Annotated in this window: 12 protein-coding genes; 7 read left to right on the top strand and 5 right to left on the bottom strand. The window is 72.4% G+C overall.

The window, feature by feature from the left end; genetic code table 11:
• The 4 genes from NS184_RS13200 to NS184_RS13185 form a co-directional block, all read right to left on the bottom strand.
• On the bottom strand, nucleotides 1-410 hold a 410-nt coding region (locus NS184_RS13200; RefSeq protein ID WP_430733545.1), incomplete at its 3' end, for an AAA family ATPase.
• Nucleotides 407-1675 carry a DUF4350 domain-containing protein gene (locus tag NS184_RS13195; RefSeq protein ID WP_058726572.1) on the bottom strand — a complete coding sequence of 423 codons (1269 nt, stop codon included), beginning with the start codon at nucleotides 1673-1675 and terminating at the stop codon, nucleotides 407-409. The genes NS184_RS13195 and NS184_RS13200, both read right to left, overlap by 4 nt.
• Nucleotides 1672-2313: a DUF4129 domain-containing protein gene (locus tag NS184_RS13190; protein WP_152998216.1), complete on the bottom strand. Its 642-nt coding sequence runs from the start codon at nucleotides 2311-2313 to the stop codon at nucleotides 1672-1674. Before NS184_RS13190 ends, NS184_RS13195 begins: the two co-directional genes overlap by 4 nt.
• The gene (locus NS184_RS13185) at nucleotides 2310-3437 is read right to left on the bottom strand and encodes a glycerophosphoryl diester phosphodiesterase membrane domain-containing protein (RefSeq protein ID WP_193750477.1); all 1128 of its coding nucleotides are present in this window, start codon (nucleotides 3435-3437) and stop codon (nucleotides 2310-2312) included. The genes NS184_RS13190 and NS184_RS13185 overlap by 4 nt, the downstream gene beginning before the upstream one ends.
• 316 nt (nucleotides 3438-3753) lie before the next feature.
• On the opposite strand from NS184_RS13185, the gene mtrA reads away from it, so the two are divergent.
• The 6 genes from mtrA (at nucleotide 3754) to secA (ending at nucleotide 12487) form a co-directional block, all read left to right on the top strand.
• Nucleotides 3754-4428, top strand: a complete 675-nt coding sequence (mtrA, locus tag NS184_RS13180; RefSeq protein ID WP_058726569.1) for an MtrAB system response regulator MtrA — start codon at nucleotides 3754-3756, stop codon at nucleotides 4426-4428.
• Between the two features lie 5 nt (nucleotides 4429-4433).
• Nucleotides 4434-6122, top strand: a complete 1689-nt coding sequence (gene mtrB / locus NS184_RS13175) for an MtrAB system histidine kinase MtrB (RefSeq protein WP_242863054.1) — start codon at nucleotides 4434-4436, stop codon at nucleotides 6120-6122.
• Nucleotides 6119-7906 carry a GerMN domain-containing protein gene (locus tag NS184_RS13170; protein ID WP_058726568.1) on the top strand — a complete coding sequence of 596 codons (1788 nt, stop codon included), beginning with the start codon at nucleotides 6119-6121 and terminating at the stop codon, nucleotides 7904-7906. Before mtrB ends, NS184_RS13170 begins: the two co-directional genes overlap by 4 nt.
• A gap of 105 nt (nucleotides 7907-8011) precedes the next feature.
• Nucleotides 8012-8692: a ComF family protein gene (locus tag NS184_RS13165; protein WP_058726567.1), complete on the top strand. Its 681-nt coding sequence runs from the start codon at nucleotides 8012-8014 to the stop codon at nucleotides 8690-8692.
• 161 nt (nucleotides 8693-8853) lie between these two features.
• The gene (gene hpf, locus NS184_RS13160) at nucleotides 8854-9555 is read left to right on the top strand and encodes a ribosome hibernation-promoting factor, HPF/YfiA family (RefSeq protein WP_058726566.1); all 702 of its coding nucleotides are present in this window, start codon (nucleotides 8854-8856) and stop codon (nucleotides 9553-9555) included.
• Between the two features lie 154 nt (nucleotides 9556-9709).
• Complete coding sequence (gene secA / locus NS184_RS13155; protein ID WP_058726565.1) at nucleotides 9710-12487, top strand: preprotein translocase subunit SecA; 2778 nt, start codon at nucleotides 9710-9712, stop codon at nucleotides 12485-12487.
• Nucleotides 12488-12607: 120 nt separating this feature from the next.
• Here the strand turns inward: secA and NS184_RS13150 are convergent, their stop codons facing one another.
• Nucleotides 12608-12982 carry an Rv3235 family protein gene (locus tag NS184_RS13150; RefSeq protein ID WP_242863053.1) on the bottom strand — a complete coding sequence of 125 codons (375 nt, stop codon included), beginning with the start codon at nucleotides 12980-12982 and terminating at the stop codon, nucleotides 12608-12610.
• 189 nt (nucleotides 12983-13171) lie between these two features.
• Between NS184_RS13150 and NS184_RS13145 the strand changes: the two genes are divergently transcribed.
• Nucleotides 13172-14677 (top strand): sensor histidine kinase, encoded by a 1506-nt coding sequence (locus NS184_RS13145; protein ID WP_058726564.1) that lies wholly within the window; start codon nucleotides 13172-13174, stop codon nucleotides 14675-14677.
• The last annotated feature ends 59 nt before the right edge of the window (nucleotides 14678-14736 follow it).

Below are 14736 nucleotides of genomic sequence, written 5' to 3'. Positions count from 1 at the left end.
GCCTCGAGGAGCGCCGACTGGGTCTTCGGGGGCGTCCGGTTCACCTCGTCGGCGAGGAGCACGTTCGTGAACACGGGGCCCGCCCGGAACGGGAACGTGCCCGTCGACGCGTCGTACACGAGCGATCCGGTGACGTCGCCCGGCATCAGGTCGGGCGTGAACTGGATGCGCTTCGTGTCGAGCGACATCGCGGCCGCGAGGCTCCGGACGAGCAGCGTCTTCGCGACGCCGGGGACGCCCTCGAGGAGCACGTGGCCCTGCGCCAGCAGCCCGACGATCATGCCGGACACCGCGCCCTCCTGACCGACGACGGCCTTCGCGACCTCGGTGCGGACGCGGTCGAAGGCGTCGCGGAGGGGATCCGCCACTGCGGCGGGTCGTTGCTGGTGGTTCGGGGGCAGATCGGTCACGCTCGTGCTCCAGGTCGGTCTCGGTCGGTCGGCTCGGTCGGTTCGGTGCGGTTGACGGTCGCGCCCGTGGTCGCGGCGGTCACGGCGTGCTCGAGGTCGTCGAGTGCGGCGACCCCGGCGGTCAGCGCCGCGTCGGTCGTCGCCGGTCCGCCGACGAGCACGGCGCCCACGTCGGTGTGGGGTCGGCCGGTCGCGCGCGCCGCTGCCCGGACGACCTCGTCGACGTGGGCGGAGCGGGGGAGCCCGAGGCGGGCGCCGATGCGTCGGAGTGCCGCGATGCGCAGGGTGTCGAGCGAGTGCGCCCGGTCGCGCGTCCGGGCGTACAGGCGGGCGCGGCCCTCGGTCGTCTCGGCGGCGCGGACCACGACGGGCAGCGGTTCGACGACGAGCGGACCGAGTCGTCGTCCGCGCCACACCCCGGCGGCGACGGCGACGAGTGCGAGCAGCGCGACGGCGCTCGGGACCCACGGGGGCGCGAGGTCGCCGAGGGACGGCGCGGTGTCGGCGCTCCCCGGCATCGGGACGTACCAGGTCAGACGCTCGCTCCCGCCGAGCAGCCCCAGCGCGAGACCCGCGTTGCCCGCGGTCGTGACGGTGTCGTTCCGCAGGGCGCCCGTGGTGCCGAGCAGGGTCACGTCGCCGCCGTCGGTCGTCGCCCGGACGATGCCCCACCCACGGTCGGCGCCGGAGCCGGTCGGGACGCAGCGTTCGACGTCGGCGCCCGAGACCCGGTAGGACGTCCCGTCGGCGGTGACCGAGCGGGCGGCGGCGACCTCCGGGATCGCGCAGGTCGTCGTGCCGACCGCCGATCCGTCACCGACGGTGGCGACCGGCTCGACATCGAGGCCGAACGCCTCGAGGACGGCGCCGGACCCGCCGGCGAGGACGACGTGCGCGGCGGAGCGGGCGATCCGCCGCGCGACGGCCGGCGACAGCGCCTGGTCGGCGTCGTCGACGAACACGGTGCCGGTGCCGATCCGGTCGGCGGACCGCACGACGTCGACGTCCGTGCCGCGCTGCTCGAGCACCCGCACGAGCGCCTCGGCGCCGCTCGCCGAGGGGCTGCGGGGGTCGAGCTCCCGCGTGGCGGGCCCTCGTTGCCCACCCACCGCGGCCGTGAGCCCGGCGAGGAGCACGGCGACGACGGCGACGACGACCCAGGCTCCCCAGCGTCGACGTCGGCCCGACGGTGGGGACGAGGTCGGGTCCGTGTCCCCGCGCCCCCGGTCCGAGACGGGCGGCGTCGTCGTCAGGGTGGCGCTCACGCGGGCACCGCCGGAGCGTCCGGGCGGACCGGGCGGGTGCGGGCCACGGTCCGGGTGGTGTCGAGGACGACAGTCGCGGTGCCCCGGTCAGCCGTGCGACCGAGGTAGCGGACGTCGTCGAAGACGCGGGCGGCACCGTCGAGGGCGTCGTCCAGGTCGGGGAAGGAACGGGCAGCACGCACCGCGATCGCCCGCGCGGTGGCACCGGGGACGTCGGGGACGAGGTCGCGCTCGCCCAGGCCGCGCGCGAGTGCCCGGAACCCGTCGAGCACCGCCGTGGTCCAGTCGCCCCGTGCGGCAGCGACCTCCGCGGCGCGGACGAGGTCGGCGCTGGTCCGGGTGTCGCCGTCCTCGAAGACGCCGCCGCCCGACGGACCGGGCGTGCGGACCCGGCGGTGCGGGAGGCCGCGGGCGACGACGACCACGACCGCCACGGCGACGAGGACGACCACCGCGACGACGAGCAGCGTGTGTCCGAGGGTCGGGGAGTCGAGTCCGTCGGCGCGGAACGATCCGAGCCAGTCGAGGAACGCCTTCGACGCACGGTCCCACCAGGTCGGACGGGCACCGTCGTAGCGCTGGTGCTGCAGCTCCTGCTGGAGCAGCCGGCGTGCCTCGTCCGGGTCGACCGCGCTCACCGCGGTCCACCCCACTGCGGCGGCGGTCCCCACGCACCGGCGCCGCCCGGACCCGGACCCCACGCGCCGGGCGGCCCCCAGGCGCCGGGCGGTCCCCACGCGCCGGGCGGCGCCGGCGGCAGGGGTCCGGCCGGGGCGAACGGGTCGGACGGCGTCCCGGTGTCGAGGTGCGACGCGATGCGCTGGTCGAGCCCCTCGGTCCGGATCCGTCGGTCGATCGCGAGCAGCGTCAGCACCGAGCCCGCGAGGACGTCGGTCGTGCACTGCACCCCCGTGACGAGGAGCGCACCGACCACCACGACGACGACCGCCCAGACGCCGCCGGACGACCCCGAGGTCTGCCCGAGCGGGTCGAACACGCCCCCGACGAGCACCGTCGCGATCGAGAGCGGGAACGATGCGATCGACACCGCGAACGCGAAGGCCGCGTTCACGAGCAGCATGATGCCGAAGGTCCGCCAGAACGCGCCGCGGGTCAGCCGCCAGGACTGCCCGGCGGCCGAGAACACCCCGCGTCCCTCCAACGCGATCGTCGGGATGGTGAAGGCGAACTTCGTCGTCAGCCACGTCGCCACCACCGCGCCGCCGAGCCCGACCACGAGCACCGCGAGCAGGAACCAACCGAACTCGGCACGGCTGCTCACGAGCGCGACGACGAAGCCGGCGAACACCGCGAGGAAGACCCCGCCGAGCAGCACACCGGCCGCCGCCTGCAGGAGCACCCACGCCACGACCGACCACCGGCGACCGGCGAGGAGCGCCCACACGCCGCGGAAGGTCGCCCGGCGTCCGAGCACCCGCTGCCCGGTGTCCACCGCGACCGGTGCCAGGAGGAACCCGCGGAACATCGCCGCGACGAACGGCAGGCCGACCGAGAGGAGCAGGAACGCGGTCGCGGTGCCGGCGGCGACCGAGGCGGCGTCGGAGGACGACGTGCCCGAGTCGAGCGCGCTGAACGCCCGCGCCTGCAGGCCGCTCTGGGACAGCGTCGACGCGACCTTCGCGAGCACGCCGACCACCCCGGTCACGAGGAAGCTCCAGAGCAGCAGCACCCGCGCGTTCCGCCGGAACACCGTGAAGGCGCCGCCGAGCACGTCCCCGAGGCCGAGCGGACGCAACGGCACCGCCGGGCGCACACCGGGCCCTGCAGCGGACCGCGGGGCGGACGGCGGCGGCGTGCCGGGCCGCTGCGGGCCTCCCGGCCGGGGCGCGGGCGGGAAACCGGTCGGGCGCTCCTGCGGGACCGCCGTCGGGCGCTCTCGCGCGCCGTCGGACCCCGGTACCTGCCAGTCGGCCATGCCGCACCCCCTCGTCACACCGCACGCGGACACGCGGTGGTCCCATCCTGGCGGAAAAGCCTCGACGGCGGGGGCCTCGGCTATCGTGAGGAACGGTGTCGAACCGGCACCCACGCTCCACAGGGACGGAAGCCCCCATCACATGACACCGCGCATCCTCGTCGTCGACGACGACCAGGCCCTCGCCGAGATGATCGGCATCGTCCTCCGCTCCGAGGGGTTCGAACCCGAGTTCAGTGCCGACGGCAACGACGCCGTCGAGGCCTTCCGGAACTCGGAGCCGGACCTCGTGCTCCTCGACGTCATGCTCCCGGGCATCGACGGCATCGAGGTCTGCAAGCGGATCCGCGCCGAGAGCGGCACGCCGATCATCATGCTCACCGCGAAGAGCGACACGGCGGACGTCGTCGTCGGGCTGGAGAACGGCGCGGACGACTACGTGGTCAAGCCGTTCAACCCGAAGGAGCTCGTCGCGCGCATCCGTACGCGGCTCCGGCCCACCGCCTCCGACTCGACCGTGCTGCACGTCGGAGACCTCACCGTCGACGTGCCAGGGCACGAGGTCCGTCGCGGGGACACCGCGATCGCCCTCACCCCGCTCGAGTTCGACCTGCTCCGCGCCCTCGCGGAGAAGCCGAACCAGGTGTTCACCCGCGAGATGCTCCTCGAGCAGGTGTGGGGTTACCACTACAAGGCGGACACACGCCTGGTGAACGTGCACGTCCAGCGCCTGCGCGCGAAGATCGAGCACGACCCGGACAACCCGAAGATCGTCACGACCGTCCGCGGCGTCGGGTACCGCGCCGGAGGAGCCTGAGCACCGTGCCGCGACGACCACCGTCGCGACCCCGCGCGACACCGACCGGCACCCTCGGCCGGGTCGGCAGGCGGCTGCGCCGGTGGGCGCGCCGCGGGTGGCGCGGCATCGCCTACGTGTGGCGCCGGTCCCTCATGTTCCGGTCCGTGGCGATCACCGTGGTCACCACCGGCCTCGCCGTCGCCGTCATCGGCACGGCCGTCATGGTGAGCATCTCGAACAACGTCTACGCGCAGCGCCGCGACCAGATCGAGTCCGAGTCGGCCCGCGCGACGCTCGTGGCACAGAACATCTTCGACGCCGCGACCGCCAGCGAGGACAACAACCAGTCCGAGCTCGAGACGCTGCAGAACGAGGCGCAGCAGGCGATCCTCTCGAACACGACCAGCCCCGGAGGCACCGACGTCGCGATCGAGCGGACGCCGGGGCAGACGACGCCGCAGACCCTGCAGACGATCGTCACGCGCGACTTCCCCGACGCCGTCATCACGGACGCGCTGCGGAAGCAGGTCGCGAAGAACACCGGACGGCTCAGCCTCCAGCCCGTGCAGCTCGACGACGAGGGCCGCCGGCAGCCCGGGCTCGCGGTCGGCTCGACGCTCCAGATCCCGAGTGCCGGCCAGTACGAGCTCTACCTCGTCTACGACCTGTCGGACGCGCAGCAGACCCTCGACTTCGTCTCCCAGACCCTCTCGATCGGCGGCGTCGCGCTCATCGTCCTGATCGCCCTCGTCACCAGCCTCGTCGTCCGGCTCGTCGTCGTGCCGATCCGCGGTGCCGCCGAGACGAGCCGCAAGATCGCCGCCGGCCGACTCGACGAACGCATCCCGGTGCACGGCGAGGACGACATCGCCACGCTCGCGACCAGCTTCAACGGCATGGCCGACGCGGTGAGCCGTCAGATCACTCAGCTCGCCGAGCTGTCCCGGGTGCAGCAGCGGTTCGTCTCCGACGTCTCGCACGAGCTCCGCACCCCCCTCACCACGATCCGTCTCGCGGGCGACGTGCTCTACGACTCCCGGCACGCGTTCGAACCGGCCGTCGCGCGGTCCGCCGAGCTCCTGCACGCACAGGTCGAACGCTTCGAGCTCCTGCTCGCGGACCTCCTCGAGATCTCCCGCTACGACGCACAGGCGGCGCAGCTCGACACCGAGCCGGTCGTGCCCGCCGCGCTCGCCGCGGACATCGTGGAGGAGTTCCGCCCGCTCGCCGAGCGTGCCGGCGTGGACCTGCAGCTCCACACCCCCGGCGGGCACACGACCATGCAGCTCGACGCCAAACGCATCCGGCGGATCATGCGGAACCTCGTCGGCAACGCCATCGAGCACGGCGAGGAACGGCCGGTGCAGGTCGTCGTCGACAGCGATGCCCGCACGGTCGCGATCGCCGTCCGTGACCACGGCGTCGGCATGCCTCCCGAGGACGCCGCGCGCGTGTTCGACCGCTTCTGGCGGGCGGACCCCAGCCGCAAGCGCACCATCGGCGGGACCGGGCTCGGGCTCGCGATCAGCCTCGGCGACGCGAACCTGCACGGTGGTCGGATCGACGTGTGGTCCCGGGTCGGCGAAGGGTCGGCCTTCGTGCTGACGCTGCCACGAAGGGGAAACCTGTCGACGGCGACGTCGGCGATCCCGCTGCCCGACCTCGACGACCCGTACGACGGCCCCCGCGCCGTCCGCGAGGAGGACGCATGACCCGCCGCACCGCCGGACGCCCGGCCGCCGGACGCCGCGCCGCGGCCGGCGCTCCCACCGTCGCCCCGCGCCGTGGCCTGCGCCTCGCCGTCGTCCCGCGCCGTGGCCTGCGCCACGCCCTCGCCGTCGCGGTCGCCGCCCTGACGCTCGTCGCACTGGCCGCCTGCGCCGCCATCCCCGTTTCCGGCGACGTCCGCTCCGGCCAGTCGATCAAGGACGAGTCCGTCTCCGGTGTCGAGCTCCGCCCCGACGGCCCCTCCGGCGGCGAGGACCAGACCGCCGTGCTCCGAGGGTTCATCGCCGCGGCCACCGGCGCACAGAACAACTACGCGACCGCACGGGAGTTCCTGTCCTCCGACTTCGCGCAGAAGTGGAACCCCCGCCAGGGCGTCACGATCAGCGACGGCAGCGGCCAGGTCGAGCGCGTCGGCGCGAACGAGCTCACGTACACGCTCACCGCGAGCGCCTCGGTCGACTCGGACGGCGAGTACACACAGGCCGTCCGCCCGACCACCTCGACGCTGACGTTCCAGTTCGTCCGGGAGGGCGACGACTGGCGCATCGCCTCCGCCCCCGACGGCATCATCCTGTCGCCCGTGCGCTTCCAGTCGGTGTTCCAACAGCACGCGCTCTACTACTTCGACCCGACCGGCGACTGGCTCGTCCCGGACGTCCGCTGGTTCCTCGCCCAGTCCTCGGTCAGCACCCGGGTCGTGAGCGCGTTGCTCGCCGGACCGGCGGACTGGCTCGACGGTGCGGTCGTGTCGGCGTTCCCGAAGGGCACCCAGCTGTCGCTCAACGCCGTGACGATCGAGAACGGCACCGCGCAGGTCGACCTGTCGAGCGCCGCCCTCCGTGCCAGCACCGCGGACCGCGTCCGGATGCGCGAGCAGCTCGCGAAGTCGCTCGCCACGGTCGCGTCCGTCTCGTCGGTGACGATGACGGTCGAGGGCGCGAGCCTGTCCGTCCCGTCGGGCGGATCGTCGGACGCGCAGCAGAACCCCGACGTCGACCCGCGGCCCCTCGTCGAGGCCCGCGGCAAGGTCGGGTACGCGGCCGGAACCGGCTCCGTGTCGGCCCTCGGCGGCGGGATGAGCCAGCAGATCGTCGCCCTCGACCCGGACGCGGTCTCCCTGAGCGCCTCGGGGACGTTCGCGGCGGTCCGCAGCGACGAGGGCGTGTTCGTGGTCCGCTCGGGTCAGCAGCGCCTGCGCATCGACACCCGGACCGACCTCGTCCCGCCGTCCGTCGACGAGGTCGGCGGGGGATCCGTGTGGGTCGCGAGCACGGGCCAGTCCGCGAAGGTCCGGTCGTACTCGCTGACCGGCGAGCCCCACGACGTGGCGACGACGCTGCCGTCCGGGAAGCTCGTGTCCTTCCAGGTCTCCCGGGACGCCACCCGCGCGCTCGCGCTCCTGCAGACCCCGGACGGACCGGCGCTGTACGTCATGGCGATCGAGCGCGACCGCGACCGGGTGCCGACGAAGCTCGGGCCGCCGGTCCGGGTGCAGGCCGCGTCCGAGGACGCCGTCTCCGCCACCTGGGTCAGCGACGTCGACGTCGCCTCGGTCGGTCAGACCGACAGCGGTCCGGAGATCGTGCGCAGCACGATCGGCGGCCGCGCCACGACGCTCCCGCAGCCGGACGGTCGGGCGACGACGATCGTCGGCGGCAGCGGCGGTTCGCTGCTGCTCCGGATGTCGAGCGGCCAGGTCCTGCAGTCGACGGGCGGTGGTTGGGAGCCGACCGGCGTCACGGCGAGCGTGCTCGGCACCCAGCGCTGACCGGACCCCAGCGGCGCTCCTGCACCGGCGACCCGGCCCGGAGGCCCGTCCACGGCTCGGCGCACCGCCCTCCGCCGGTCGCGTGGCCGGTGCAGGATCGCACACGTGATCGGCACACCTCCCGCCTCGTCCCGCGACCGGGGCGCCGCGCTGCGCGCGGTGGTCGGCATCTTCCTCCCGGTCGACTGCGTCGGGTGCGGTGCGCCGGACCGTGCGCTCTGCGCGTCGTGCCGGACACACGTCGCGGCACGTCCGCCCGGGGTCCGGCTCGTCGCCGGCGTCCGGACCGACGTGGCGTTCGCGTACGAGGGGCTCGTCCGCACCCTCGTGCTCGAGGTGAAGCTCCGTGCCCGCGTCGACCTCGCCGGCCCGCTCGCCCACCGGTTCGGCGCGCTGGTCCGACGGGCGCTCGCCGAGGCGCCGGACGGCACGGTCGTCCTCCGGGTCCCGCCGTCGCGACGCGGTGCCCGGAGACGCGGCTTCGACCCCGTGGTGCTGCTCCTGCGCCGAGGACGAGCGCCGGTGGGGTCCGCCCTCGTCCGCAGCACCGTCCGGGGCGGTCGGTCCGGCGGTCGAGACGGCTCCGGGCAGAAGGAGCTCACGGCCACCGAGCGCGTCGCGGCGACCGTGGGCACGCTCCGGGCGGAGGGCGTCGCGGGCCGGACGGTGGTGCTGGTCGACGACGTCGTGACCACCGGCGTGACCCTCGCCGAGGCCGTCCGTGCCGTGCGGGCCGCGGGTGGGACGGTCCTGCGGTGCGTCGCCGTGGCGAGCGTCGACGGGTGAAGACCCCGTGCACGGACGGTGACGCCTGGGTGTCCGGTGGGTGTCACGCCGGGATCGCGTGGACGTCGTGACAACCGTCCCTGGACGGGTCTAGCCTCGCGGCAAGGCGTCAGAGATCGCCGGACGGAGGCGACGCGCCGAGCGTGGATGGGAGCCGCCACATGGACGTGACGATCACAGGCCGGAACGTCGGGGTCACCGACCGATTCCGGACCTACGTCGAACAGAAGTCCGAGAAGATCGACGTGCTCGCCGACCGGGCCCTCGCCTTCGAGGTGCGGGTCAGCCGCCACAACGAGAAGAGCAGCGGTGCCGGGGGCGAGGACCGCGTCGAGCTCATGCTGATCGGTCCCGGGCCGCTCGTCCGGGCCGAGTCGGCGGCGTCGGACAAGTACGCGGCGTTCGACCTGGCCTTCGCCCGGTTGACCGAACGACTCCGACGTGCACGTGATCGTCGCAAGGTGCACCGCGGCCGGCACCGTCCGACGTCGGTGGGGGAGGCCTCCGGGACGGCGTTCGAGCACCTCGGTGTGACGCCCGCGGACGGGAAGCTCCTGCAGTCGGTCGCGACGGGCGCCGTGCCGACGGTCGACACGGACGCGCACGACGAGCCCGAGGACGAGGCCTACTGCCCGGTCGTCATCCGCGAGAAGGTCTTCGAGGCCGCACCGATGACGGTCGACGACGCGCTCTACCACATGGAGCTCGTCGGTCACGACTTCTACCTCTTCGTCGACGCCGCGACCGGACGCCCCAGTGTCGTGTACCGCCGCAAGGGCTGGGACTACGGCGTGATCGGCATCGAGGACCCGTCTCCGGCCCGGTCCGACGCGGTGAGCGAGCCGGCTGCCGCGCTCGCCTGACGGCTCCGCACGAGCCCTCGACCACCCGGTGCGCGGCCCGTTCGCGGGCCGCGCACCGCGTGCGCCTCCCAGCGTCGATCGTCGCGGGGTTGCTAGCATGACTGGCTGATCGCACCGCGCAGACGGCGCGATCACGACCTCGTAAGGAGCTCACGTGGCAAACGTGCTGGAGAAGGTCCTCCGCATCGGTGAAGGACGAACCCTCCGCCGGCTGAAGGCCTACGCCTCGGCGATCAACGACCTGGAAGACGACTTCGCGTCCCTCACCGACGAGGAACTCCAGGACGAGACGAAGGAGCTCCGCGAGCGCTACGCGAACGGCGAGACCCTCGACGACCTCCTGCCCGAGGCGTTCGCCGCCGTGCGCGAGGCCTCGAAGCGCACCCTCGGCATGCGGCACTTCGACGTCCAGCTCATGGGCGGTGCAGCACTGCACCTCGGCAACATCGCCGAGATGAAGACCGGTGAGGGCAAGACGCTCGTCGCGACGACCGCCGCGTACCTCAACGCGATCCCGTCCCGCGGCGTGCACGTCATCACGGTCAACGACTTCCTCGCGTCGTACCAGTCCGAGCTCATGGGGCGCGTGTTCCGCGCCCTCGGCATGACGACGGGCTGCATCATCGCGAACCAGTCCCCGGCCGAGCGTCGTGAGCAGTACGCGGCAGACATCACCTACGGCACGAACAACGAGTTCGGCTTCGACTACCTGCGCGACAACATGGCCTGGCAGGCGTCCGACATGGTGCAGCGCGGCCACTTCTTCGCCATCGTCGACGAGGTCGACTCGATCCTCATCGACGAGGCCCGGACGCCGCTCATCATCTCCGGCCCGTCGTCCGGCGAGGCGAACCGCTGGTTCACCGAGTTCGCCTCGATCGCGAAGCGCCTCACCCCGGGGGAGGACTACGAGGTCGACGAGAAGAAGCGCACGGTCGGCGTGCTCGAGCCCGGGATCGAGAAGGTCGAGGACTACCTCGGCATCGACAACCTGTACGAGTCGGCGAACACCCCGCTGATCTCGTTCCTCAACAACTCGATCAAGGCCGTCTCGCTGTTCAAGCGCGACAAGGACTACGTCGTGATGAACGGCGAGGTCCTCATCGTCGACGAGCACACCGGCCGCATCCTGATGGGCCGTCGGTACAACGAGGGCATCCACCAGGCGATCGAGGCGAAGGAGGGCGTCGAGGTCAAGGCCGAGAACCAGACCCTCGCGACCGTCACGCTGCAGAACTACTTCCGCCTGTACCAGAAGCTCTCCGGCATGACCGGCACCGCGGAGACCGAAGCGGCCGAGTTCATGTCGACCTACAAGCTCGGCGTGGTCCCGATCCCGACGAACAAGCCGATGCAGCGCATCGACCAGACCGACCTCGTGTACAAGAACGAGAAGGCGAAGTTCGAGCAGGTCGCCGAGGACATCGCGGAGCGCCACGAGAAGGGTCAGCCGGTCCTCGTCGGCACCACGAGCGTCGAGAAGTCCGAGTACCTGTCGAAGCTCCTCGCGAAGAAGGGCGTCAAGCACGAGGTCCTCAACGCGAAGAACCACGCACGCGAAGCCGCGATCGTCGCGCAGGCCGGCCGACTCGGGGCGGTGACCGTCGCCACGAACATGGCCGGTCGCGGGACCGACATCATGCTCGGCGGCAACTCGGAGTTCCTCGCCGTGCAGGAGATGCACGCCAAGGGCCTCTCGCCGACGGAGACCCCCGAAGAGTACGAGGCCGCCTGGGACGACGTGTTCGACCGCGTCAAGGCCGAGATCAAGGACGAGGCCGACAAGGTCCGCGAAGCCGGCGGCCTCTACGTGCTCGGCACCGAGCGCCACGAGTCGCGCCGCATCGACAACCAGCTCCGTGGTCGTTCCGGTCGCCAGGGCGACCCGGGCGAGAGCCGGTTCTACCTGTCGCTCACCGACGACCTGATGCGCCTGTTCAACTCCGGCGCGGCCGAGAGCCTGATGGGCCGCTCGAACGTCCCGGACGACCTCGCCATCGAGAACAAGCTCGTCGGTCGTGCGATCCGGTCGGCGCAGGCGCAGGTCGAGAGCCGCAACGCCGAGATCCGCAAGAACGTCCTGAAGTACGACGACGTCCTGAACCGTCAGCGCGAGGCGATCTACAGCGACCGTCGGCACATCCTCGAGGGCGACGACATCCACGACCGTGCGCAGACGTTCCTCAAGAGCGTCATCGACGACGTGATCGACACCCACACGGGCGAGGGCTCGCCGGACGACTGGGACCTCGACGCCATGTGGACCGAGCTCGGGACGCTCTTCCCGATCTCGATCTCGATCGACGAGGTCATCACCGAGGCCGGCTCGAAGGGCAAGGCCACGCGTGAGTTCCTCGGCCGCGAGATCCTGTCGGACGCGCAGCTGGCGTACCAGAAGCGCGAGGAGCTCCTCGGTGACGAGGCGATGCGCGAGCTCGAGCGTCGCGTCGTGCTCTCCGTCATCGACCGCCGCTGGCGGGACCACCTCTACGAGATGGACTACCTCAAGGACGGCATCGGCCTCCGCGCGATGGCCCAGCGCGACCCGCTGGTCGAGTACCAGCGCGAGGGCTACGCGCTGTTCCAGAGCATGATGGGCCAGATCCGCGAGGAGTCCGTCGGGTACCTCTTCAACCTCGAGGTGCAGGTGCAGTCGGATGGCGAGAACGCGGTCATCGAGGCCAAGGGGCTCGGCGAGGAAGAGACGAGCGGACTGGAGTACTCGGCGCCGTCCATCGACGGCGAGGTCGAGGTCCGTGACGAGCAGGGCCGCCTCGAGCAGGCCGCCACGGCGCGTGCGCAGCGCGCCCAGGCCGAGGCCGAGGAGCAGCAGGGCCCGGAGCAGGGCTCGGCGTTCGGCAACGCCGCGACGGCCTCCGGCCAGGCGGCGGCGAACAACCGCGCCGAGCGTCGCGCGGCGAAGCGCGGCTGACGCCACCAGGGACGGACGGGAGGCGCGGTGCCGGCTGGCACCGCGCCTCCCGTCCGTCTGCGCTGACGCACACCCGCGAGACCCGCGCCGCGCGGCGGGGCCCGCGCGGCAACCGACGCGTCAGAGCACGCCGACGGCCGTCGCGCGCCACCGCTCGTTCCGCACCTCCAGGCGGATCGCGACCGCTCGGGCGTGGCTCCGACCGTGCACGACCACCGTCGCCTCGACGACGCCGTCGGCGGGGGAGCAGGTCACCACGCGCTCGGCGCGGAGCACGGGTCGAGCACGCGGCAGCCGCATCGCCGACCGGTTCCGCGCGGCGAGGGCAGCCCGCTGCTGGAGGTGCCGGTGCACGTCGTCGGAGATCCACCGCGCGACGCTGTCGACCTCCCGGGCTCCGCTGAGGATCTCGACCACGCAGAGCGCCAGAGCCCGCGCGGTGTCGCTCGGGTCGGGCAACGCGGCGCGCTCCGGATCCTCGACCGGATCAGCCACGGCGTGCAGGGACGGCGGCGCCTCCGACCCGCTCGGCTCGTTCGTCTCCGCTCGTACTGCTCGTTGCGCCACCCCGGCCCCTTTCATCCGGGCAGAGCGTATGTCGAGTGCAACATGCGAAATACGGGTCGCTCGTCTCCTGTGGAGAGCGCGGACTTGTCCACACAGGCCGACACCTAGACTTGGCACGTGTCGACCCTCAGTGACCTCGTCCTCGCGCAAGGCCGTTCCTCCGAAGCGGACGTGGAGTGGCTCCACCTGCTCGTCGGGGACTGGCAGCTGCTCGCCGACCTCTCGTTCGCCGACATGGTCCTCTGGGTCCCCACGGCGGAGGACGGCTCGTTCGTGGCCGTCGCGCACGCTCGTCCGAGCTCGGCCGCGACGCTCTTCTACCGCGACATCGTCGGGCAGGAGATCCGTGAGGAGTGGCGGGAGCAGGTGACGGAGTGCTTCGTCAGCAGCCGGCTCGTCGACTCCGCCGAACCGGACTGGTACGAGGACACCCCGACGCGGGTGCGGGCGATCCCGGTGCTCCGCCGGCTCTCCGCGAACAGCGCGGAGACCACCGACCGACCGATCGCCGTCGTCACGCGGCACTCGAACCAGGACGAGATGCGGACGCCGAGTCGACAGGAGCTGAACTTCACCGCGAGTGCCAACGACCTGTTCGGCATGATCGCCACGGGTGATTTCCCGGACCTCGGTGCCCCGGCCGGCCCGCGCCGCGGGGCCCCGCGTGCGAGTGATGGGCTCCTGCGGCTCGACACGAACGGCGTCGTGACCTTCGCGAGCCCGAACGGTCTGAGTGCGTTCAACCGCATGGGCTTCGAGGGGGAGCTCGAGCGGAAGTCCCTGGCCGAGGTCACGACCGAGCTCATCGGGTCGAAGCTCGACGTCGACGAGTCGCTCCCGCTCGTGGTCACGGGGCGCGCGCCCTGGCGTGCCGACGTCGAGGCGAAGGGCGTCACGGTGTCCCTCCGCTCGATCCCGCTCCGCGACCACGGTGAGCGCATCGGCGCGATCGTGCTCTGCCGTGACGTCTCCGAGCTGCGCCACCAGGAGCGCGAGCTCATCACGAAGGACGCGACGATCCGGGAGATCCACCACCGGGTGAAGAACAACCTCCAGACGGTCGCGTCGCTGCTCCGCATCCAGGCGCGACGCACCCACTCCGACGAGGCCCGTACCTCACTGCAGAACGCCATGCGTCGGGTCGCGGCGATCGCGGTCGTGCACGACACGCTCTCGACCGGACTGAGCCAGAACGTCGACTTCGACCAGGTGTTCGACTCGGTGCTCAAGCTCGTGACCGAGGTCGCGGCGTCCCACAACACCACCGTCCGGCCGAAGAAGACAGGCGAGTTCGGCAACCTGCCCTCGGAGGCGGCGACCCCGCTCGCGCTCGGGCTCACCGAGCTCGTGACGAACGCCGTCGAGCACGGGCTGGACGGCCGCGACGGTGAGGTCGAGATCGTCGCCCACCGCTACGACGACCACCTCGAGATCCAGGTGCGGGACAACGGGCGGGGCCTCCCGGAGGGCAAGGTCGGGTCCGGACTCGGCACGCAGATCGTCCGGACGCTCATCCAGGGCGAGCTCGGCGGGACGATCGACTGGCACACGCTCACGGGCAGCGGGACCGAGGTCGGCATCTCGATCCCGTTCCGGTGGCTGACGGCAGCGCCCGCGGCGTAGCCCCGCGCGGACCGGCAGCGTCCTCGCGGTGCTCGCACAACCGGAGTCGATCGGCACCA

Source organism: Curtobacterium luteum (assembly GCF_001475545.1).
Classification (GTDB): domain Bacteria; phylum Actinomycetota; class Actinomycetes; order Actinomycetales; family Microbacteriaceae; genus Curtobacterium; species Curtobacterium luteum_A.
Note: the sequence above shows the minus strand (reverse complement) of the source record. Positions and strands in the feature narration are given on the sequence as shown.